The sequence below is a fragment of the Pseudazoarcus sp. NS36 genome (genome assembly GCF_059703705.1).
The window spans coordinates 414156-435138 of record NZ_BAAKJA010000002.1 but is presented as its reverse complement, the minus strand read 5'-3'; the positions used below and the strand labels follow the sequence as shown (position 1 = coordinate 435138).

18 protein-coding genes are annotated in these 20983 nt (G+C 64.8%); 5 read left to right on the top strand and 13 right to left on the bottom strand.

What is annotated here, in order from left to right; all coding sequences use genetic code 11:
- A partial coding sequence (locus AC6H0R_RS05220) for an integrase core domain-containing protein (RefSeq protein WP_497580285.1) occupies positions 1-156 on the top strand: 156 nt, incomplete at its 5' end.
- A 203-nt stretch (positions 157-359) separates the two neighbouring features.
- Positions 360-1496, top strand: a complete 1137-nt coding sequence (locus AC6H0R_RS05215; RefSeq protein ID WP_497580273.1) for a polysaccharide pyruvyl transferase family protein — start codon at positions 360-362, stop codon at positions 1494-1496.
- 22 nt (positions 1497-1518) lie between these two features.
- Here the strand turns inward: AC6H0R_RS05215 and AC6H0R_RS05210 are convergent, their stop codons facing one another.
- Both AC6H0R_RS05210 and AC6H0R_RS05205 read right to left on the bottom strand, forming a co-directional pair.
- A complete protein-coding gene (locus AC6H0R_RS05210; protein ID WP_497580272.1) occupies positions 1519-3726 on the bottom strand; it encodes a lipopolysaccharide kinase InaA family protein in 2208 nt (735 codons plus the stop codon).
- Entirely contained in the window at positions 3723-4337 is a 615-nt protein-coding gene (locus tag AC6H0R_RS05205; protein ID WP_497580271.1) for a lipopolysaccharide kinase InaA family protein, read from the bottom strand. The genes AC6H0R_RS05210 and AC6H0R_RS05205 overlap by 4 nt, the downstream gene beginning before the upstream one ends.
- Positions 4338-4484: 147 nt before the next feature.
- On the opposite strand from AC6H0R_RS05205, the gene rpoH reads away from it, so the two are divergent.
- The 3 genes from rpoH (at position 4485) to AC6H0R_RS05190 (ending at position 8249) form a co-directional block, all read left to right on the top strand.
- Entirely contained in the window at positions 4485-5330 is an 846-nt protein-coding gene (rpoH, locus tag AC6H0R_RS05200) for an RNA polymerase sigma factor RpoH (RefSeq protein ID WP_497580270.1), read from the top strand.
- Positions 5331-5389: 59 nt separating this feature from the next.
- Positions 5390-7222, top strand: a complete 1833-nt coding sequence (gene msbA / locus AC6H0R_RS05195) for a lipid A export permease/ATP-binding protein MsbA (protein WP_497580269.1) — start codon at positions 5390-5392, stop codon at positions 7220-7222.
- Positions 7223-7328: 106 nt separating this feature from the next.
- Positions 7329-8249, top strand: coding sequence for a glycosyltransferase family 2 protein (locus AC6H0R_RS05190; protein ID WP_497580268.1), 921 nt, complete (start codon positions 7329-7331; stop codon positions 8247-8249).
- Positions 8250-8259: 10 nt separating this feature from the next.
- Here the strand turns inward: AC6H0R_RS05190 and AC6H0R_RS05185 are convergent, their stop codons facing one another.
- The 11 genes from AC6H0R_RS05185 to rfaE1 all read right to left on the bottom strand — a co-directional run bounded on the left by AC6H0R_RS05185 (position 8260) and on the right by rfaE1 (position 20933).
- Positions 8260-9753, bottom strand: coding sequence for a hypothetical protein (locus tag AC6H0R_RS05185; protein WP_497580267.1), 1494 nt, complete (start codon positions 9751-9753; stop codon positions 8260-8262).
- A complete protein-coding gene (locus tag AC6H0R_RS05180; protein WP_497580266.1) occupies positions 9750-11660 on the bottom strand; it encodes a polysaccharide biosynthesis protein in 1911 nt (636 codons plus the stop codon). Before AC6H0R_RS05180 ends, AC6H0R_RS05185 begins: the two co-directional genes overlap by 4 nt.
- Before the next feature lie 89 nt (positions 11661-11749).
- Positions 11750-12760, bottom strand: a complete 1011-nt coding sequence (locus AC6H0R_RS05175) for an MraY family glycosyltransferase (protein WP_497580265.1) — start codon at positions 12758-12760, stop codon at positions 11750-11752.
- Entirely contained in the window at positions 12757-14187 is a 1431-nt protein-coding gene (locus AC6H0R_RS05170; RefSeq protein ID WP_497580264.1) for a lipopolysaccharide kinase InaA family protein, read from the bottom strand. Before AC6H0R_RS05170 ends, AC6H0R_RS05175 begins: the two co-directional genes overlap by 4 nt.
- The gene (locus AC6H0R_RS05165; protein WP_497580263.1) at positions 14184-14933 is read right to left on the bottom strand and encodes a lipopolysaccharide kinase InaA family protein; all 750 of its coding nucleotides are present in this window, start codon (positions 14931-14933) and stop codon (positions 14184-14186) included. Before AC6H0R_RS05165 ends, AC6H0R_RS05170 begins: the two co-directional genes overlap by 4 nt.
- On the bottom strand, positions 14930-15748 hold the full coding sequence (gene rfaP / locus AC6H0R_RS05160; protein ID WP_497580262.1) for a lipopolysaccharide core heptose(I) kinase RfaP: 819 nt from the start codon (positions 15746-15748) through the stop codon (positions 14930-14932). The genes AC6H0R_RS05165 and rfaP overlap by 4 nt, the downstream gene beginning before the upstream one ends.
- A complete protein-coding gene (locus AC6H0R_RS05155; protein WP_497580261.1) occupies positions 15745-16869 on the bottom strand; it encodes a glycosyltransferase family 4 protein in 1125 nt (374 codons plus the stop codon). The genes rfaP and AC6H0R_RS05155 overlap by 4 nt, the downstream gene beginning before the upstream one ends.
- Entirely contained in the window at positions 16866-17951 is a 1086-nt protein-coding gene (gene waaC, locus AC6H0R_RS05150) for a lipopolysaccharide heptosyltransferase I (RefSeq protein ID WP_497580260.1), read from the bottom strand. Before waaC ends, AC6H0R_RS05155 begins: the two co-directional genes overlap by 4 nt.
- Positions 17951-19024, bottom strand: coding sequence for a lipopolysaccharide heptosyltransferase II (gene waaF / locus AC6H0R_RS05145; RefSeq protein WP_497580259.1), 1074 nt, complete (start codon positions 19022-19024; stop codon positions 17951-17953). Before waaF ends, waaC begins: the two co-directional genes overlap by 1 nt.
- Positions 19021-19971, bottom strand: a complete 951-nt coding sequence (gene rfaD, locus AC6H0R_RS05140; RefSeq protein WP_497580258.1) for an ADP-glyceromanno-heptose 6-epimerase — start codon at positions 19969-19971, stop codon at positions 19021-19023. The genes waaF and rfaD overlap by 4 nt, the downstream gene beginning before the upstream one ends.
- The gene (gene rfaE1, locus AC6H0R_RS05135) at positions 19968-20933 is read right to left on the bottom strand and encodes a D-glycero-beta-D-manno-heptose-7-phosphate kinase (protein WP_497580257.1); all 966 of its coding nucleotides are present in this window, start codon (positions 20931-20933) and stop codon (positions 19968-19970) included. The genes rfaD and rfaE1 overlap by 4 nt, the downstream gene beginning before the upstream one ends.
- Positions 20934-20983 lie beyond the last annotated feature (50 nt).

Below are 20983 nucleotides of genomic sequence, written 5' to 3'. Positions count from 1 at the left end.
ATCCGAATTGCCGCGTGGCGCAGGGACTACAACGAATGCCGACCACACAGTGCCATCGGCAATAACACCCCGGCGGAGTTTGCCGCCAACTGGCGCGCCGGGAAGCAGCAACAAAAGGAAGAAACACTCATCTCAACCCCAGGGCCTACTAAGTAGGCAGCGGTACTAAAACTGGGGGCAGGTCAGCCGGCTTTTCTCTCTGGATTGGCTTCAAGCCGATGCCGCGAAGGTAAGATCGAAACGATTCAATGCAGAGTGTCAGTTGCTAGCGGTAGTTTATTGGTGTCCTCATCTTGACTCGGGGATAAGCCGAAGACGATTTTTGGCTGGGCGGTAGGTTGTGTCGTGGAGGGGCTTACATGAGGGTTTCAATACTAACCCAGCCTTTGGGTAAAAATTACGGAGGGATGCTCCAGGCGTATGCGCTGCAGACGGTCTTGAAGGATATGGGTTGTGATGTTGAAACGCTGGACCGACGAAGGCGCTCAGGGCGCAAGCTCAAGGCTGGATCAGTACTAAAGCGTTTTGTAACCAGCCTTTCTCGCTTGTGTGGTTTTCAGGCTTCAGGGGCCGTTTTTGGAGGCCGTTACAGAAATTTAAGGCGATTTAGAGACGAATTCATTGTGATGTCTTGTCGGATAGATTCGCACGATAAGCTGAAGCAGCACTATCTGGCCAAGTGCTTTGACGTTCTTTTGGTTGGGAGCGATCAGGTCTGGCGGTCGGCCTATTCGCCAGCGCTGCAAGATTATTTTCTTGATTTTTGTGACGAACTCAGCCTTGGAGCAAAGCGTATTTCATATGCTGCTTCTTTTGGCGCTTCCGATTTGGATTTTTCGGCTGATGAGATCGTTACCTGCGGAGACTTGCTCCGCAAGTTCCACGCAGTGTCTGTGCGTGAGGACTCGGGGGTTGAGTTGTGCAGATCCCACTTTGGAGTCGATGCAGAGCTTGTCCTTGACCCTACGATGTTGCTGCTCGCGAGCCGCTACGATCCGGTCATAGAGCGGAATGGGAGTGGAGGAAATGGCAACTCACGATTGCTTGTCTATATTCTCGATCTGGACGATGAGAAGATTGCTCGCGTAGAGGAGGTCTCGCGCCTTCTTGGCGTTTCACCCCAGTACTGGATGGGACGTCCGGAAATTGAGCGCAATGCTCGTCACCGCAAATCAGCGGTTCCACTTGCTGGCGTCGGCGACTGGTTAAACAGCTTCAAATGCTCTGAATTTGTGGTCACTGACTCATTTCACGGGTGCGTTTTTTCAATCCTGTACAACAAGCCTTTCATTGCGTTAAACAATAGGGGTCGAGGTTCGGCGCGCTTCGATTCCCTTCTTCGCACTTTTGGCCTCAGGGAGAGGCTCGTCGATCGTGGCGATTTGATTCCGGAATCGTTGGTGCTGGGGGATGTGTGCTGGGGCAAAGTGAATGCGACGCTTGAGGTGATGCGTGAGCGAAGCATTGGTTTCTTAAAGGGCGCAATCTTTCGTTGATCCCGTCTTTCTGCATGGCCTCTCAGCGTTTCAGCTTCTTGTAAACTTTTGTGCCCCGCAGCCATCGTTTCCAGCGCGTCTTATACTCGTACAGCGCACTGCTTCGGCTTGCGGCCGCAGGTGGGCTGTTTGGCGCGAAGTAGCGTTCCATGAAAACGGGTCGTTGCTCCGGTGCCAGTTTGTGGCAGGTTCGGGAAAGGTCATTCAAGCGCCTGCTTGTCGAGAGCCCTTTACGGAGGGTATGCAGGCGCCCGGTGTCGATCAGGGTGAGCTGCAAGCGCGAGGCGCCGTCGGCGCTGCGCAGCAGGATGTTGCCGCCTGACAGGTCGCGGAAGTGAATGCCGCGGTCGTGCATGGTTTTCAGGTAGGTCGCCAGTTCTTGATACAGCTTCTCCAGCGTCACGCCGGCCGGAAGCGGTGGTGTGCGGGGGTTGGTGGACATGACCGAGACAGCCGATTCGGCGCCATCGAGGTATTCACATACGTACCAGTTCTGCGTGATGTCGCGCCCGCTGCGCTGTTCAAACCAGGCGACAGGGGCTGCAGCGTCGATGCCGCGTCGTAGCAGTTCGGCCGTACCGTTCCAGCTGCGCCGCGCCTTTGAGGGCTTGAGGCGGTCGAGCAGCTTCTTGTGCAGGTGATGCTTGACGGGTTTCTTGGCGACGAGCTTGCCGCTCTGGTTGCGCGGATCGCTGACGGTCCAGATGGCGTTGCGGGCAAGCCGCAGGCTTTCGCGTTTGGTCGGCGGGGCGCCGATGCTGTCGGGGTGCAGTGAGGTGATCAGCAGGTCCGCATCCGCGCGGCAGGCGGCGAGCACCATGCCGTGCCACGTGGCATCTCGATGGTAGTAGTGCCGCAGCTGCGGGAGGTGGCGATGGATGACGACACCGGATAGCGGAGCGGCGGTGTCCAGCAGACGCACCGTGCGGTTTGCTGGCCAGCGCAGATACAGGGGGGATTCTGTGATCAGAGTGGGTTCTTCGTCCTGCTGTTGTCCGTCGCGATCAATCCATTCGGCCTCGGCAAAGTCTCCAGCGCGGTACAGGTCGCAGGTGGCGGCTGCACGTCCGTTGCTAGTCCATGCAACGTGCACTAGGTGTTCAGTGCTGCGGAATGCGTGTATCTCGAGTCCGGATGCACCGCTGTTGAGACGTCCTTCGTAGCGACTGCCGGGAATGGTGCGTGCAAACGCAGTCAGCGCAGCTAGCGCCGGCCGCGCGCGGAAATCCGAAGCCTGCCCGTCGATGCGGGCGTAGTGCGTGATGCGTTCGAGCTTCGGGTACGCAAACTCTCCGTCATCCACCAAACCTTCGCGATGGCACACCAGCGCTCCCCACCAGGCCGCTTCCAGTGCGCCGGAAGCGGCGCACAGCACCATGTAGCGGCTGAGATAGTCGGCCTGCTTCTGCTCGCTGTCGGGCAGGAAGCGCTCGATGCGCGGCAAGGTCCAGAAGGCCGCGGGCGACATCAGGCGCGGTACGCCGAAGTCCGCGCCGATGCGCTGCAACAGGCGGGCTTTGCGGATCAGGTTGAAGCGGATCAGCGGGGCCAGGGTATGGCCGAGGATTTTGTGGTCCCAGCGCTCCGGTTCGGTGCAGCGTTCGGAGAACAGGTTGTCGGTATGGATGTCGGGCAGCAGCCCGCGATCCCGCAGCAGCTGCAGCAGGCCGATGTTCCAGACCGGTTCGAAGTCGGTCACGCTGGGGCCGGCGAGGGGGATGCCGCGTTTGCGGGTTTCCGCGTGGGCGATCTGCCAGGCCTCGAGGAAGCCTTCCAGGGAGTAACCGGCCCAGCGTTTGCGGTTCACTGTGGAGCAGGCTTCAAGGATGCCGATGCGTGTTCCGAAGCGATCCAGCGTCCCGGAAACGAAATTTCGCCACGTTTTTGCGGCGTCAGCGGCCGGCATGGCTTGCGCGGTGTTCGCCGGCTGCACCAGATGCAGCATGACGTCGAAGTTAGCCGCAAGCAGCGCTTCCAGAAAGCGCGCGACGTGGTTCTCGCCATCGCCGTAGCTGAAGTCCAGCCGCACGCGGCGGATGCCTGTTTCACGCAGGATGCGGATGACGGCAGCGTCGGTGGCCGGGTCTGCGTTGGTGGCCACGCCGACACCTGCGAAGCCCTCGGGTACGTGATGCCCGGCCGGGGGGCGGTGCCCTTTGCGCATGAAGAAGCGACCGCGCAGCAGCGCCGAGAGGTTGGCCAACAGAAAGTCTTTGAGCGTGGGTTTCACTTGAGGCGGCTGACTGGCGGCTTGTGGCTGGGATCAAGAATGATGGCACGGTCGAGCCACTCACGCTCCTCGGGGAAGCCTTCCATGCGGTTGAGGTTGCGTTTGCGCCAGAACATGCTGAGCGGACGCCGATGCACGCGCAGGTCGGAGATGTCGATCAGACCGAGCTCGCCGCTGGGCATCAGCACGATGTTTCCAAGGTGCAGCGAGCGGAAGTAAATGCCCAGATCGTGCAGCCGGCGTATGAACAGATTGAGCGCGATGCGCAGGTAGCCACGCTCCATGTTCTCCATCGGCTTTTTCAGCAGGTCGCGCAGCGTCTCGCCAGGTAGCGGGTGGTAGTGCACGGCGTCCCGTGCGATCTCGCCGATGCGGAAGACGTCGATCACCTGCGGGCAGGGAATGCCACGCCGTTGCAGGGCTTCGGAGTTGTCGGCGAAGCGCTGCGCGTATGGATTCCACGCGGCCGAGGAGAGCAGGCGCTTGCGCCGGAAGAGCTTGATGTAAGTGCCGTCGGGCTGCAGCAGGACTTTCTCGCCGTGGCGGTCCTTCTCCACGGACACTGCATTCAGGCGCAGTTCGAGCCATGCCTCTTGAGATATGGATTTCAAGCTTTTCGTCGTTAGTGTGTCAATGCAGTCGGCAGTCTACCGCCTCGTAAGGACGGATGTGTGTCCGTTGATGTCGGGAACCTCCGGTGGTCTTAGCACTCATATCCCGCGAGTGCTAAAATGCCTCGCACAGGAGGTTGGACAAACATGACTCACGCCCTGTCTTTTCCGGTTCCGGCTGCCGCGGGCAGCATCGATCAGTACATTCAGTCCGTCAATCGCATTCCGCTGCTGAGCGAGCAGGAAGAGTGCGCGCTGGCGACCCGGTTGCGTGACGAAGGGGATGTGGATGCGGCGCGTCAGCTGGTGATGTCCCATTTGCGACTGGTGGTGTCGATTGCACGTGGCTATCTTGGCTACGGTCTGCCGCATGCGGATTTGATTCAAGAGGGCAGCATCGGTCTGATGAAGGCGGTCAAGCGCTTTGACCCGACCCGCGGCGTGCGCCTGGTGTCATTTGCGATCCACTGGATCAAGGCCGAGATTCACGAGTACATCATCCGCAATTGGCGTCTGGTCAAGATCGCGACGACCAAAGCGCAACGCAAGCTGTTCTTCAATCTGCGCAGAATGAAGACCGACAGCAATACGCTCAGCCGCGACGATGTCGATGCCATGGCCGCGAAGCTCGGTGTGAAGCCCGAGGAGGTGGTCGAGATGGAGACCCGTCTGACCGGGCGCGACATGCCGCTGGAAGGCTCCGGCGACGAGGACGATGTTTTCGCTCCGATCGCCTATTTGCCCGATCCGCATGCCGAGCCTTCCGATGTGCTTGAGCAGGCCGAGCAGGCGCGTCTGTGCGATGAAGGTCTGCATGATGCGCTGGCCAGTCTGGACGAGCGCAGCCGTGACATCGTGCGCCGCCGTTGGTTGGTCGAGGACGGCGGTGCGACGCTGCACGAGCTGGCTGCCGAGTATGGCGTTTCGGCCGAGCGCATTCGCCAGATCGAAGCCAAGGCCATGCAGAAGATGCGCGGGCTCATCGCCGCCTGACAGGCCGTTCAGGCCTCAACCCGCGTGCGGCGGATGTCCGTGTTAACATCCGCCGCACGATGAAATCCCTCAACGCGCCCAAGGCGCGCTCCGAATCTCCCCCGAACGCATCCTCGGTCAGGATCTACCTGCGGCTGCTCGGCTACTTGAAGCCCTTCATCGGCTGGTTTGCGCTGAGCCTGTTCGGTTTCCTGATCTTCGCCTCGTCGCAGCCGATGATGGCGGCGGTGCTGAAGTTCTTCGTGGACGGCCTGATTGACCCGAATGCCGCGGTGATGTCCGGTATTCCGTTGTTCTCCGGCATGCAGTTCCTGCATGCCGTGCCGCTATTCCTGGTGTGCATCGCGCTGTGGCAGGGCGTTGGTTCCTTCCTCGGCAGCTACTATATCGCGCGGGTCTCGCTGGGGCTGGTCGATTCCTTGCGTCGTGCGCTGTTCGACAACCTGTTGCGCTTGCCCAATGGCTACTTCGATCAGCACAACTCCGGACATCTGATCTCTCGCATCACCTACAACGTCACGATGGTTACGGGCGCGGCCACGGACGCCATCAAGACTGTCGTGCGTGAAGGCCTGTCGGTGATCTTCCTGTTCGGTTTCCTGCTCTGGATGAACTGGAAGCTGACCCTCGTGATGGTCGCCATCCTGCCGCTGATCGGCGTCATGGTGACCAGCGCCAGCCGCAAGTTCCGCAAGCAGAGCCACAAGATCCAGGAGGCCATGGGTGACGTCACCCATGTTGCCTCCGAAACCATTCAGGGCTATCGCGTGGTGCGCAGCTTTGGCGGCGAGGGCTACGAGTCCGCGCGTTTCCGAGATGCCAGTGCCGACAACATGAAGAAGCAGTTGAAGATGGTGCGACTCGGCGCCACCTTTACGCCTTCCCTGCAGTTCGTGACCTACAGCGCGATGTCCGTGCTGCTGTTCCTCGTGTTGTTGCTGCGTGGCGATTCATCGGCCGGCGATCTGGTCGCCTACATCACTGCGGCCGGCCTGCTGCCCAAGCCGATCCGCCAGCTGTCGGAAGTCAGCGCCACCATTCAGAAAGGGCTGGCCGGTGCCGAGACCATCTTCGAGCAACTCGACGAGGCCGTTGAGCCCGACGGCGGCACGGTCGAGCGCGAGCGAGTCGAGGGCCGGGTCGAAGTGCGCAAGTTGAGTTTCCGCTACCCCGGCCACGAGGCGCAGGTCCTGGACGACGTCAGCTTCACCATCGAGCCGGGCCAGATGGTCGCACTGGTCGGCCGTTCGGGTAGCGGCAAGACCACGCTGGCGAGCCTGATTCCGCGCTTTTATCACCACGAGGAGGGCGACATCCTGCTCGACGGTGTGGATGTCGAGGACTACACGCTGCGCAACCTGCGCCGCCACATTGCGCTGGTCACACAGCACGTCACGCTGTTCAACGACACCGTGACCAACAACATCGCCTACGGCGACCTGGCCAGCGCGCCGCGCGAGGCGGTCGAGCATGCGGCAGAGATGGCCTTCGCGCGCGAATTCATTGATCGTCTGCCGCAGGGCTTCGACACGCTGGTCGGTGAGAACGGGGTCTTGCTGTCCGGCGGCCAGCGTCAGCGTCTGGCGATTGCCCGCGCCATGCTCAAGGACGCCCCCGTGCTGATCCTCGACGAAGCCACCTCTGCCCTTGACACCGAATCCGAGCGCCACATCCAGGCCGCTCTTGATCGGGTCATGCGCGGACGCAGTACGCTGGTCATTGCACACCGTCTGTCGACCATCGAGAAGGCGGACCTGATTCTGGTGATGGATCAGGGGCGTATCGTCGAGCGTGGCACGCATGCCGAACTGCTCGCGCTAGACGGCCACTATTCGCGACTGCACGCGGTACAGTTTCGCGAAGGCGGGGATGACGTGCCGAGCGGGAGCTAGTGCCGTGTTTCGTCGTGTAACAGTCGGTCATTCGCCCTGCGGGCTGTTTAGCATCGGTGGGGCCGTAGCCCCAACTCGTGCCTGTTCAACCACTTTTTGCCCCTAGATGCCGACAGACGTTCCGACCGCAGCGCCGCTCTTCAGCGTAGTCATTGCGACCTACAACTACGGACGCTTCGTCGCGCGCGCGATCGACTCGGTGCTTGCCCAGACCTTGCCTGACTGCGAGATCATCGTCGTTGACGATGGCTCGACCGATGACACGCCCGAGCGCCTGCAGGCCTACGCCGGACGGATCGTCAGCGTGCGCAGGGAGAACGGTGGTCAGGCCAGCGCCTACAACGACGGAATCGCATGCTCGCGCGGGCGCTTCATCTGCATTCTTGACGCCGACGACGAGTTGCTGCCTGATGCGCTGCAAGTCTTTGCGCAACACATCCAGGCCCACGGTGAGGCGGCCGATTCACGCATCTTCTACGGCGGCTATGTGTCCGTTTCAGAGGATGGGAGTAAGCGCACACGTTGTGCGGTGGATGCGCCGGACGATGCCGAGCGGCGCCTGCGCCGCTTCCTGCTGCGCAAACTCACCGGCCTGCAGCACTGCAGCAGTGTCATCCCGCGGGCCTTGCTGCAGCGTTTCCGCTACCCGGAAGGCTTGCGCAACAACACCGATATCGTGCTGATCGGGCGGATCATCGCCAATCACCCGGCAATCGCCATCCATCATCCGATGTGCCGCATCCACGATCACAACGAACGGGTGCGCGAACAGGCTGACCGGGTACTCCACACGGGTCTCAAGCCGGTCGATCTGCTCTTCGATGCCCAGTACATGCCGAGCGGCCTGCAGCATCTCGAAGCCCTGTACCGTGCCGAACGCCTGCGCTCGATGGCGGGGCTGCTGTTCAAGGGCGGTCGCTACGTTGAAAGCCGTCGATACTACGCTGCGGCCTTCAACAGCCGTGCCGGCAGCGTCCTCGATGCCAATACCCTGAAGCGCCTGGTGCTGACCTTCGTGCGCGGCTGATTCGCCACGCTCAGTCCGGGGTGTGGCGGTAAACGCGGATGGCGCGACCACGCGCGTCGGCAAATTCGGCCACCGTATCCAGATCGTACGACTGCGCCCATTGGCGCTCGACAGCGTCTTCGCTGCGACCTGACAGCACCAGGTAGTCGATGCGTCCCCGCTGCGCTGCGGCGGCGGCCCGGTCACGGTTGCCGAGGCCGGCATTCGGCCGCTGACTGTAGCCCATGCCGGCCAGATAGGCGACAGTCGGATCCTCGAAGTAGATTCGTTCTGCAGTCAGATGCTGAGCCCGTATCCAGTCCGCACTGTCGGCGTAGCGCGTCTTCGGCGGGCTCGTCGACACCACGTGCGAAAGTGCGAACAGTGCGATCAAGACGACGACCGTCACGCGTATCCAGCCGCCCCGCCCGAACAGTGCCTGCAGGCCCAGTGCGGCCAGCGGGAGACACAGCAGGCTCAGCAAGGCCACGTAACGCGAGGTCAGGAAGAAGCTGTTGAACAGGAATACCAGCAGCACCGCGGTGTACAACGCGAAGCACCACGCGAACAGGGTCGTCTGGCGCAGTAGTGCAGCGGGGCGCTCGACGCGCAGGGCATAGGCGGCTGGAATGCAGAACAATCCCAGATTGCCGATGAATTTCATCGGCAGGATGGACAGCAGGCCGAACACCAGGATGGTGCCCGCCTCGTCCGCCGAGTATTTGTTTAGAACCGAGCCGGCCAGCGCCTCTGCGCCCGCGTGCAGATCCTGCAAGATGCCTGCCGGATGCGCCGATGCAAGTTGCATCGCGATCCGGCTGCCCGGAGCGAGTTCGCCCATGGTCCACAACGCGAGCAGCCCAAGGCCGCCGAGCGCCAGCCCGGCGGAGGCCGTCAGAATGCGCAGGGGCGCACGGTTGCCACGCGGGCGGGTGAGCTCAAAGAGCGGCAGTGCGAGCAGGAAGATCAGGCACTCGGGGCGGAAGACCGCGGCCGCGCAGATGGCTGCCTGGGCGCCGAGCAGGGGCAACAACCGACCGTGCCGTGCCGCCCGCAGTGCCAGCCAAAGCCCCAGCAGCACGAAAAACCATGCGCCGTATTCGCGCATGATGTAGTCGCGATAGGCATTGAGCGAGGGCAGTGCGATGGCAACGGCAAAGGCGGCCCAGCCGGTGTGCGGGAAGTGCTCGCGCGCGCACATCACGACCAGCGCGCAGGTGCCGGCCAGCAGCAGTGCCGAGAGCAGGTAGGCCGCAGTCTGTGCCTCCAGCCCGCTGAGCGAAGAGAGCGTGGCGATCAGCATGGGCCAGCCGGCCCAGTCGAAGATCTGCTGCGAGGCGGCCAGGCCGCCCTGCTGATAGGCAGCGGCGGCCTCGACGTACAGCATGCCGTCGTTGTTTGGCGCAATGCTCAATGAAATCGCAATTGCCGAAAGCAGCAGGCTTGCGAAGAACGCCACCCATGCTGGATCGAGCAGGCGGGCGACGGAACCCAGACGGTTCGCGAGCGGATTTCGGTCGTTCATGCGCGAAGCTCCGCAGCGGGGGCGTATTCGGGTATCAGCGCTTGCAGGGCGGCACGGATCTGTCCGGCGTCTCCGTTGAGGGCGGTCGCGGAGACTTCGTCCAGCGCTGCCTCCAGCTGCGCGAGCGATGGATGGATTTCATGTGCGCGCAGGATGCGCGGGTGGGCGGTGGGTTCGGTGTCGTTGCCGAGCAGCAACTCCTCGAACAGTTTTTCGCCCGGTCGCAAACCGGTGTAGGTGATCTCGATGTCACCGTCCGGATGCGCCGCGTCGCGCACGCTCAGGCCCGACAGTTCGATCATGCGTCGGGCAAGGTCGGTGATGCGCACGGGCGTCCCCATGTCGAGTATGAAAACATCACCGCCACGCGCCATCGCGCCAGCCTGGATCACCAGCTGGGCAGCTTCATAGGTGGTCATGAAATAGCGGGTCACATCCGGATGTGTGACGGTGACCGGGCCGCCGCCCTGGATCTGGCGGCGGAACAGCGGGACAACCGAGCCGGATGAACCGAGCACATTGCCGAAGCGCACCATGCTGAAGCGCGTCGACGTTTGCGTACGGCCCAGCGCGTCGGCCGTGAGCGCCTGCAGGATCATCTCGGCCAGCCGTTTGGAGGCGCCCATCACGCTGCTCGGACGGACGGCCTTGTCGCTGCTGATCAGTACGAAATCGGCGACGTCATGGCGCATTGCGCAGCGTGCCAGTACGTGTGTGCCGAGCGTGTTGTTGCGCAGCCCCTCACCGGGGTTGGCTTCGACCAGTGGCACATGCTTGTAGGCTGCCGCGTGGTAGATCGTGTCCGGTTTCCAGTGGGCGAGCACTTCGTCGATACGCAGCGCATCCGAAACGTCGGCCAGAATCGGCACCAGTCGTGCCTCCCCGGCGAGCGCCGACAGCGACTGTTCGATGCTGTACAGCGCAAATTCGGAACGTTCCACCAGCACCAGGGTGTGAGGCGCCGCCGCGAGAATCTGGCGACACAACTCACTGCCGATCGAGCCGCCGGCGCCGGTTACCAGCACGACCTTGCCGCGTGTGTTGTGCTCCATCAGCGCCGGATCCGGCGCCACCGGGTCGCGCCCGAGCAGGTCGTCTACATCCGGTTCGCGCAGGTCGCTGATCTGCACATGGTCATGCATGAGCTGATCGAGCGAGGGCAGCGTGCGAACCGACACCTGCGCGGCCAGCATTGCATCAAGAATCTCGTTGCGTCGGCGGCGGCTGATCGATGGCAGGGCCAACAGTACGTCGCTGACCTCAAGCTTGTGCACCAATGCGCCCAGCCCTTCCGGCGCGTGTATGGGCTGGCCGTTGAGCACCTGACCGTGCAGCCGCGGATCGTCGTCGACGAAGCCGAGCAGTTGCATGTCGCGGTTGCCCGAAAGCGCGGCGGCAAGCTGTCGCCCGGCCGAGCCGGCACCATAGATCAATACCCGGCGGGCGGGGGCGGCGCGCAAACGGGCGTGATACATGCCGCCGAGCCAGGCATGCGCCAGCGTGCGCGAGGCCGCGACAGCCAGGATCAGCAGTACCGGTTGAAGTACGCCGATCGAGCGCGGGATGCCCGGCACGCCGATGGCAGTGAAGGCCGCGGCATAGAGCAAGCCATAGACCGCGCCGGCGCGCAGTACGGTCATCAGTGAGGCCGGGCCGGAGTAGCGGAAAATCGCCCGATACAGCCCGAACACGATGAACAACGGCAGCGCCAGGGCGACCGAGCCAAGTGCAGCGACGAGCGGGCGGAAGACAGAGTGATCCGACAACTGAACCCATATGTCGAGCCGCAGATAGAACGCCAGCCAGACCGTAAACACGCACAGGCTGGCATCGACGGCCAGCACGATGATGCGCTTGATGATGCGCGGCAGGGTCAGCGTGAGATCGGCGAGGCGGTGAATGGCCATGAGTCAGAGGGGTGGAGAATTGGATGTCGCGGGAGTATCGCTTGTCGGCGTTGTGGCGTGCCGGGCTTTGTATCGTGATTCGTGAGGCGCTAGGCAGCGCCGGCGTCGAAGCGCCATGCCAGCAGCAATAGCGGAGCATAGGCGATGAGCAGTGCAGCACTGCCGTCGATCTTCGCCAGTGCAACCAGAAGGGCCAGTGGCATCAGCCACAGCAGGTTGATCGCCGCCACGCCGGCGGTCACCGGCAGATGGCCGCCAAAATGTCGGGCGGCGCGCTGATAGGCGTGGCTGCGGTGCGCCAGATGCGCCGCCTCGCCGCGCAGCAGACGCCGCAGCAGCGTGCAACTGGCATCGACCACGAACACGCCGAGTAGGATCAGCCAGGCCCACAGCAACTGCAGATCAGCGTGCGCCGCATACAGCGATAGCGCTCCCGCGACGATCCCGAGAAAGCCGCTGCCGACGTCCCCCATGAAGATGCGCGCGGGGGGTAGATTCCAGGCTAGGAAACCGGCTGCTGCCGCCGCCAGGCACAAGGCTGCAAGCGCCGCCCCGGATTGCCCGGCGATCAGGAACAGCACCGAACCACCCAGGCCGACACACACCGCCTCGATGCCAGCCAGACCGTCAATGCCGTCCATGAAGTTGTACAGGTTCAGCAACCACACTAGATACAGCGTGACCAGCGCCGCGCTGATCATGCCGGGGGCGAGCGTGCCCCCGAGTATCGACAGCGTGGGTGCGCCCCCGAGCCAGTACATGGCCCACAGCGCTGCCGCGAAATGCACCAGCAGACGCCAGCGCGCCGCAAGCGGGCGGTGATCGTCAGCAAAACCGATCAACGCCACGACCAGGCCAGACCCGGCCAGCGCGATGCTCAACGCAGGCTCCAGCAGCCCGAGCCCGTGCAGCGCGGCCAGTGCGGAGGCAAAGCTGGCGACAATCGCGATGCCGCCACCCCGTGGCGTCGGAAGCGTATGGGAGCTGCGCTCTCCCGGAACATCCAGCAGCTTGTGCGCCAGCGCGTAACGGCGCACCAGACCCGTCAGCGCCAGCGCAGCCAGCAGTGTTGCGAGGGGCAGCCACAGCAGTGCGCTCATGGGGCGACGGGCGGCAGGTTGGCGTCAAGCCAGCGCACGAGTGCGCTATCCAGCGGCCAATTGCGCAGCAGACGGGCACGATCGCGCGCCCAACCGCGGGCAAAGGCCTCCGGCGACCGGTGGGCGGTTGTGGCGTCAAGGTCGATCAGGCTCAGGCGTCCGGCGTGCCACAACAGATTGGTAGCCTTCAGGTCGCCGTGCTGGATGCGCTCGCGGACCAGGGTCGAGAAAGTCGCTCGCAGCGCCCGCGCGAGATCGTCATCAGGCAGCTGATCCGGTTCCAGCACGTGGTTGAGCTCGACGCCGGGGCTCCATTCCGTGACAAGCCAGGCCCTGCGCCGCAGCGGGCCGAAGCGTTCCTCGATCATGGCCAGGGCGCGTGGCGTATCGATGCCGAAGAAGCGCAAGCGGATGGCTGCCAGCCACGACTGCCAAGCGCGGCTCGGCCGCAGCATGCGGGAGAGGCCATGCGCAGCCCCTTTGATGTTGTAGCGTTTGATGACCAGGGCGCGCTCGCCGAGGCGTACCTTGGCGACGGTGACTGTGCGGCCGTCCTTGAGCAGGGCGCCGCGCTCCATGGCGCCGTCCAGGTCGGCCAGCAGCGGTGCGAGGGCGGCTGCCTCCTCGCGCGCAACCGATGAAAATCGCCGGAAGCTTCTGGTTACGGCGAACAGCGTGCAGTCGCGCAGGCCCTTGGCCAGCAGATCGTCGAGACGGCGATGGCGTACATCTTCGACCGCCGCCGCAAGCTGCGTCAGGTCCGGTCGCAGGCCGCCGCCTGCGGCGTAGTGATCCAGCAATTCGTCCAGGCAATCGTCCCAGGCCGGGGGGAGCTGCGCCAGCAGGATGGCCAGGTTGGCGCGCGCCACGGCCGGGGGGAGCGGCAGGGGATAGCGTTCGACGCTGTCGCCGTCGATGACCCAGGTGCGCCCCTCGTCGATCAGGAAGTTGCCGTAGTGCAGGTCGCTTTGCGTCAGGCCGGCTGCATGCATCTGGCCGACGCGAGTGAGGATGGGCGCCAGCACGGTCAGGCTGTCGGCGTCGCCGGGCGGGCGGCTGGCGGCCTTCCACAGTGCGGCAAGGCTGGTAGCCTCAGCCAGAAAACGTGTCAGCAGCACATGCCCGCCGCCGGCGAGCGCGCCGTTCCATACCATCGGAGGGGTATCGATGCCGGCAGCGATCAGGGCCTTTATGCCTTCGCGTTCGCGCTGAACGTGGCGTTCGGCTGCGTCAGCGATGAAGATCTTCGCCAGCACGCGTGTGCCGTCCAGCAGGGCCTCTGCGACGACGCGTTTGCCCGGCAATACACGCAGGGCGCGCAGCAGCTCGATCTCGCGTCCGTCGGCCAGCCGCAAGCGGCAGGGCATGTCTGGCTCCCGGCCGGAGGCGCGCAGCGTGGCGCTGTCGACAAGTGGCGAGTCACTCATTCGCGTCCCTCGAAAAAGCGCAGGATATGACGGATGCGCTTGCGGTCGGTGTCGTCCAGATGTGCTCGGCCGGTGTACTGACGGTAAAAGCGCAGCCGTTGTGTGCGCGTGAGCTGGTATTTGGCGACCTTGTCAAGGCAGGCCAGATCCTTGATGACGCGGTAACTCAGGAAGGGCTCGATCCAGCGCATGCCGCTCGGGCAATCAATCAGATACACGGTTGGCGTGTCGCCCGACGTCACCAGCAGGTTGCGCCACTTCAGGTCATTGTGGGTGAAGCGGTGGGCGTGCATGGTGCGTGTGATGTCCGCGACCTGGCGCGACACGGCACCTACCCAGGCGCTGTCACGCAGGCGCGCATCGCCATGATTGGCGAGCTGAGCCATGTCCATGGTGTCGCGGATTTCCTCGGTGATCAGTGCGCCGCGCACAAAGGCCCCGCCGCGTCGCTCCAGCCCGTAACCGACCACCCGCGCAGTGGGGATGCCCCAGGCTGCGAAGGCGCGCAGGTTCTTCCACTCAAGCTTCACGCGCGGGCGCGCCAACCAGCGCCGCAGCGGGTTCTTGCCGGCGCCCGTGTAGCGCTTCACGTAATAGCGGATGCCGCCGACCTCGACGCGGGTGACGCTCGATAGTGGGTCGGAGGTAATGCGCTCGCCACGCACCGCAAACACCGCATCCAGATCCGGAAAGACCTGTGCGGCCGGGCTGTCGGCGAAGGCTGTGGTCAGCGTCCAGGTCTTCATTGGCCCGCCCCCGGCGCGAACTTGCGCTCCCAGCGCTCCATCAGGCGCTCGCCTTCGCGTTGCAGGAAGGCCAGCGTCGCGGCTTCGTCGCGCGCGATGTCGCGCAGGGGTCTGTCGAAATAGGCACGCGCAAAACGCAGCCGGTCGCGTTTCGTAAGTCCGGCTTCGAGCGAGGCGAAGTACAGTGCGGCCAGATCCTTGTCGCGCCAGCGCCGTGGGGTGGCGTTGCGCAGCTGGGCGCGGTGCAGGTCGATCAGCGAGAGACGGAAATTCTCCGGCGTCGGTGCCGGGTCCAGGTGCAGCAGGAAATGCACGAGGTAGAAATCTCGGTGGTTCATGCCGCCTGCGTGCATGCGCCGCGCCATGTCGGCCACGCGCGCGATCACCGCGCGGCGCCAGCGTGGATCGGGCGGATTGTCACGCCAGCCTCGGCAGTGTTCGTCGAGCGCGACGGTCGGCGCCAGCGCTTCGGTGATGATGAAGGAACGCCGTGTCGCCGGATTGCCGCCACGCTGGCCGAAGGCCACCGGTGTCATGGTGGCCACGCCCAGCTCTTCGAGCCGGCGGATGGCCGAATACTCGTTCTCCGCGCCGAGCACCGGGACGCGCCCGCGAACCAGGTTCTCGACGATCTCGAACCAGCCCACACCGCGGTGCAGCTTGGCGAAGTAGGCGCGGCCTTCACACTCGAAGCGCAGCGTGCGGCGCGCTTCCAGCTCGCGGAAAGTCTCGCCCTGCAGGGCTTCGACCGCCTCGAACGGGTCGCGGTCGGCCCACAGACGGTCGAAGGGCGGGGCGAGCCACAGCCAGTTCATGATGCGGCTCCGGCAAGGATGAGGTCGGCCGCGCGTTCGGGCATGGCGTAGATGTCGGCGTGCTCGGCCCAGTGCAATCCGTTGGCGGACCACTGCGCGCGCGCCGCATCGTCGTTCAGCATGTCTGCCAGCGTGGTGTTCAGGGCGTCCTGCGCGAAGGGTTCCGCCAGCACCCGGCCGGCCTGGGCTTCTTCGATGTAGCGGGCGTAGCCGCATACCACCGTGGTCAGCACCGGCAGGCCGGCGACTACCGCTTCGAGCAGCACCGTGCCGGTGTTCTCAGCATAGGCCGGGTGGATCAGCAGGTCGGCGCCGAGCAGGAAGCGCGGGATGTCGTCGCGCCCCGGCAGGATGGTGACGCGGTCTTCGATGCGCGCGGCCTTGGCCTGGATGCGGAAGGGGCGCGGGTCGTCCTGGCCGATGACGATGCAGCGGGCGCGCGCGCGCAAGGCGTCCGGCAAGGCGGCAAGCGCGGTGAGGCTGCGGTCCAGCCCTTTGGTACGAAAGCCCGAACCGATCTGCACGATCAGGCGCTCGTCGTCTGTCAGACCGAATTCCCGCCGGAAGTCCGCGCGGATTTCCGCGGCGTTGGCCGGCGCGCGGCGATCCTGCGCGATGCCCGGCGGCAGCAGGTGAAAGCGTGCTTTCGGCGTGCCGTAGTGCTTCTCGAACAGCGGCTGCTGCACGGTCGAGATCATCAGGATTTCGGTCTTCGATTCCGGCGCGAACACCGCGCGCTCATAAGCCGAAAAATGCCGGAAGCGGCCGGACAGCCGGTACAGCCAGCCACGCCGCTCGGCGGCCTTCTCGGCGTAGCAGGGGTCGGCGGCGTAATACACGTCCAGCCCCGGCATCTTGTTGAAGCCCACCACGCGGTCGACCGGGCGCGACGCAAGGTCGAGCTGCACGAGGTCGCTGAACATGCGGTAGCGCGCCGGATTGGTCAGGCCGCGGGCAGGCACGATCTCGATTTCCAGATCGGCGGGCCGCTCGCCTTCCCATTCCAGCGTGTAGACGCGCACTGCATGGCCGCGTGCGACGCAGGCCTGTGCGATACGCAGGAAGTCGCGCTGCAGACCGCCGAAGGGGAAGTACTTGTACAGGCAGAAGGCGAGGTTCACGCGGCAGCCTCCGGGGCGGGACGCTTTGCGTCGGCCACCAGCGCTGTCAGTTCGGCGAACACGCGCTCGGGGTTCAGCCGCGTGAAGCACAATGGCGCTTCGTGCGTGAGGTCGAAGCGCGCCGTCTCTTCCGCCGTCGGCGTGTGCTGGCAACGCTGCGACAGGCAGGGCGCGCAGGGAAAGTCCGAGGCGAGATGGCGCTGGCGCGGCCCCCAGGCGCCGGTCAGGCCCGGGTTGGTGGGGCCGAACAGCGAGATGGTCGGCACATCCAGCGCGGCGGCAAGATGTCCGAGCCCGGTATCCACTGCCACGCAGGCCGAGGCGTTGGCCAGTTCCGTTGCGATGCCGGCTAGCTTCAGGCGCGGCAGCACGGTAGCGCGCGGCAGGCCATAGGCGATGCGCTCGGCCCGCTCGCGCTCGGCATCCGAGCCCCACGGCAGGCGCACCTGCCAGCCAGCGGCGGTGCAGCGCTCGGCCAGCGCGCGCCAGTACATCTCCGGCCAGTGCTTGGTGGGCCAGGTGGTGCCGTGCAGGAACAGCAGCGTCGGCACCGAGGTGGGCGCTACGTCGCGCAGTATGCGAGCGTGATCGAGACCGTAGTCGCAGGCTGCGTCCGGCACCGAGTAGCCTAGCGCCATGGCGAACAGGGCGCGCAGACGCTCGACGGCGTGCCAGCCCTTGGCGACGCTGTGCGTGGTGTCGTAGAAGCGCGCGGCGAAGGGTTCGCGCACCGAGGCGCGGTCCAGGCCATGCACGGGCGCCGTGGTGTAGCGGGTCAGCAGGGCGCTCTTGATCAGGCCCTGGGCGTCGATCACCACGTCGGCCGGGCTGGCACTGATCGCCTGTTTCATGGCGCGCCACTCGCCGCTGCGCCAGGCTTGCAGCGGTGCGCGCCGCCAGCGCCGCAGCGCCACCGGGATGACAGTGTCGACCGCCGGATGCCAGGCCGGGATCTCGGCGAAGTTCTCTTCCACCACCCAGTCGAAGCGCACGCCGGGCAGTGCCCGCGAGGCGTCGGTGAGCGCAGGCAACGTGTGGATGACGTCGCCGAGCGAGGAGGTCTTGATGACCAGAACGCGCATCACCGCCCCGGTTGCGTCACGCCCAGCCCGGCGAGCGCGTCGAGCACGCTGGCCGGCGTGATTTCGGTCAGGCAGCGCAGGTGCCCGAGCGGACAGGTGCGCTTGAAACAGGGTGAGCAGTCCAGCGCCAGATAGCGGATGGCTACGCGCTCCGGTGCGGCCAGCGGTGGCGTGTGCTCCGGCGTGGACGAGCCGAACAGCGCCACCAGCGGCACATCCAGCGCGGCGGCGACGTGCATCAGGCCGGAGTCGTTGGTGACGGCGGCTTCGCACATGGCCAGCAGGTCGACGGCGTCACCCAGCGTGGTGTGGCCGCACAGGTTGCGCACGCCGTCACCGGCGCCCTGCACGATGGCCTCGCCGGCATCGGCATCTTTGCCGGAGCCGATCACCCAAACCTCGATTCCGCGCGCGGTGAGCTCGCGCGCCACCGCGGTGAAGTGTTCCAGCGGCCACTGCTTGGCCGGGCCGTATTCGGCGCCGGGCATGAAGGCCACGGCGCGCTGTCCTTCGGCCAGGCCGAAGGTGTTGCGCAGCTTGATCTGGTTCTGCGCGTCGGCCACCAGTTGCGGGCGCGGCAGCGGGTCCGGCAGAGGCTGCTTCCAGGTGCGCCCCAGCGCGACAAAGCGCTGCACCGTCAGCGGCAGGCGTCGCTTGCTCAGCATGCGCATGTCGTTGACGAACCAGTAGCGCATCTCGCCGCGGAAGCCGGTGCGCGTCGGGATGCCGGCAAAGGCCGGAATCAGCGCGGACTTGAATGAATTCGGCAGCACGATGGCCTGGCTGTAGCCGATCTGGCCCAGCTCGCGGCCCAGCGCCCAGCGCTTGCTCAGATCCAGCCTGCCGTGACCCACCGGCATGATCACGCCGCGCCGCACCTCGGGCATGCGTTCGAGGATGTGCAGCGACCATTCGGGCGCGAGCACGTCGATGATGCAGTTCGGTTCGGCGGCCTTGAGCTGCTTGAACAGGCTCTGCGCCATCACCATGTCGCCGACCCACGACGGACCGACGACGAGGATGCCGCGCACCGGGCCGTCCGGCGCCTCGTCGATGTGTTCGACCTGGCTCACAGCCCCCGGCCCTTGAGCCAGTCGAGATAGCGCGGCACGCCTTCCTCGACGGGCAGGAAGCGGTGCTGGCAACCCGCCGCACGGAGTGCGCCCATGTCGGCCTGGGTGAAGCTCTGGTAGCGGCCCTTGAGGTTATCGGGGAAGGGGATGTATTCGATCTCGCCCGCGCCGTGCCAGTCGATCACCGCCTGCGCCACTTCGTTGAAGGTCTGCGCGCGGCCCGTGCCAAGGTTGAAGATGCCCGACACGCCCGGGTTGTCGAGGAACCAAAGGTTCACCGCGACGACGTCATCGACATGGATGAAGTCGCGCTGCTGACCACCCGGGGCGTAGCCCTCGATGCCGTCGAAGAGCCGTGCGCGGCCGTTTTCGCGAATCTGGTTGTAGAAGTGATATGCCACGCTCGCCATCGAGCCCTTGTGCTGCTCGCGCGGGCCGTACACGTTGAAGTAGCGCAGGCCGACGACCTGGCCTTCGAGCTTGTGCATGAGGCGGCGCAGGTGGCAGTCGAACTGGAACTTGGAGTACGCGTACATGTTCAGCGGCTGCTCGAACTCGCGCGCTTCGCGGAAGGTCGGGCCCATGCCGTACACCGAGGCCGACGAGGCGTAGATCAGCGGCACGCGGGTGGGGGCGCACCAGTCGAGCAGCGACTTGGTGTAGTCGTAGTTCACGTTCATCACGAAGCGCCCGTCCCACTCGGTGGTGGAGGAGCAGGCGCCTTCGTGGAAGATGGCCTGGACCTTGCCGAAATCCTGACCGGAACGGATGCGGGCGATGAAATCGTCCTTGTCCAGGTAGTCGGCGATGTTGGCGTCGTTGAGGTTGAGGCACTTGCGGCCATCGGACAGGTCATCGACCACCAGGATGTCGTCGATGCCGCGGGCGTTGAGGCCCTGCACGATGTTGCTGCCGATGAAGCCGGCGCCGCCGGTGACGATGATCATGCGTGTTCTCCGGAAAATGCGTTTTCGAGCCCGTGGGCGAGTTCTTCTGGGCTGACGCTGGCCGTGCCCAGCTTGCCGACCACGATGCCGGCGGCGACGTTGGCCAGCATCATGGATTGGGCCATCGACTGGCCGCTGGCCAGCCCGAGACCGAGCAGCGCCACCACGGTGTCGCCGGCGCCGGTGACATCGAACACGTCGCGTGCGCGGGCCGGCAGGGTCAGGGGTTCGGCGCCGCGCGCCAGCAAGGTCATGCCACGCTCACTGCGCGTGACCAGCACGGCTTCGAGGTCGAGCGCCTCGCGCAGCGCCTCGCCGCGCGCCACCAGCGTGGCTTCGTCGGCGCAGTGACCAACCACCGCTTCAAACTCGGACAGATTGGGTGTGATCACACTGGCACCGCAGTAGCGACCGAAATCAGTCCCCTTGGGGTCGACGACGACCGGCACGCCTTGTTCCCGTGCGGCGCGAATCAGTGAGCCCACCTGCGCCAGCGTGCCCTTGCCGTAGTCCGACAGCACCACCGCAGCGGCGCCGGGCAGGGCGGCTTCGAAGGCACCTTCGACGCCGGCTGAATCGAGCACCGCAAAATTCTCTTCAAAGTCGAGCCGGATCAATTGCTGATGGCGGCTGATGATGCGCAGCTTGGTGATGGTCGGGTGGCTGGGTGCTTCGATGAAGCGGCAATCAACGCCCGCATCGCTGAGCCGACCCTTGAGCAGGGCGCCGGCTTCGTCGCGGCCGATGAGGCCGACCAGTTCGGTCCGGCCGCCCAGCGAAGCGATGTTGAGCGCCACGTTGCCGGCGCCGCCGGCGCGGAATTCGTCCTGTTCGACCTTGACGATGGGTACGGGCGCTTCGGGCGAGATGCGGTTGGTCGAGCCATGCCAGTAACGGTCGAGCATGACGTCGCCGACGACGATGACGCGGCCGGAGCGGAAATCGGGGAGCGGGGCGGACATTGTGTGGCGCTTGCCTGTGCGGTGGGCAGAAGCGGATTATTTCACGATAA

What these genes read in the sequence shown, in the direction of transcription:
- AC6H0R_RS05215 (WP_497580273.1), top strand. Translation starts at nt 360, where the DNA reads ATGAGGGTTTCAATACTAACCCAGCCTTTGGGTAAAAATTACGGAGGG.
- rpoH (WP_497580270.1), top strand. Translation starts at nt 4,485, where the DNA reads ATGACTCACGCCCTGTCTTTTCCGGTTCCGGCTGCCGCGGGCAGCATC.
- msbA (WP_497580269.1), top strand. Translation starts at nt 5,390, where the DNA reads ATGAAATCCCTCAACGCGCCCAAGGCGCGCTCCGAATCTCCCCCGAAC.
- AC6H0R_RS05190 (WP_497580268.1), top strand. Translation starts at nt 7,329, where the DNA reads ATGCCGACAGACGTTCCGACCGCAGCGCCGCTCTTCAGCGTAGTCATT.
- AC6H0R_RS05185 (WP_497580267.1), bottom strand. Translation starts at nt 9,753, where the DNA reads ATGAACGACCGAAATCCGCTCGCGAACCGTCTGGGTTCCGTCGCCCGC.
- AC6H0R_RS05180 (WP_497580266.1), bottom strand. Translation starts at nt 11,660, where the DNA reads ATGGCCATTCACCGCCTCGCCGATCTCACGCTGACCCTGCCGCGCATC.
- AC6H0R_RS05175 (WP_497580265.1), bottom strand. Translation starts at nt 12,760, where the DNA reads ATGAGCGCACTGCTGTGGCTGCCCCTCGCAACACTGCTGGCTGCGCTG.
- AC6H0R_RS05170 (WP_497580264.1), bottom strand. Translation starts at nt 14,187, where the DNA reads ATGAGTGACTCGCCACTTGTCGACAGCGCCACGCTGCGCGCCTCCGGC.
- AC6H0R_RS05165 (WP_497580263.1), bottom strand. Translation starts at nt 14,933, where the DNA reads ATGAAGACCTGGACGCTGACCACAGCCTTCGCCGACAGCCCGGCCGCA.
- rfaP (WP_497580262.1), bottom strand. Translation starts at nt 15,748, where the DNA reads ATGAACTGGCTGTGGCTCGCCCCGCCCTTCGACCGTCTGTGGGCCGAC.
- waaC (WP_497580260.1), bottom strand. Translation starts at nt 17,951, where the DNA reads ATGCGCGTTCTGGTCATCAAGACCTCCTCGCTCGGCGACGTCATCCAC.
- rfaD (WP_497580258.1), bottom strand. Translation starts at nt 19,971, where the DNA reads ATGATCATCGTCACCGGCGGCGCCGGCTTCATCGGCAGCAACATCGTG.
- rfaE1 (WP_497580257.1), bottom strand. Translation starts at nt 20,933, where the DNA reads ATGTCCGCCCCGCTCCCCGATTTCCGCTCCGGCCGCGTCATCGTCGTC.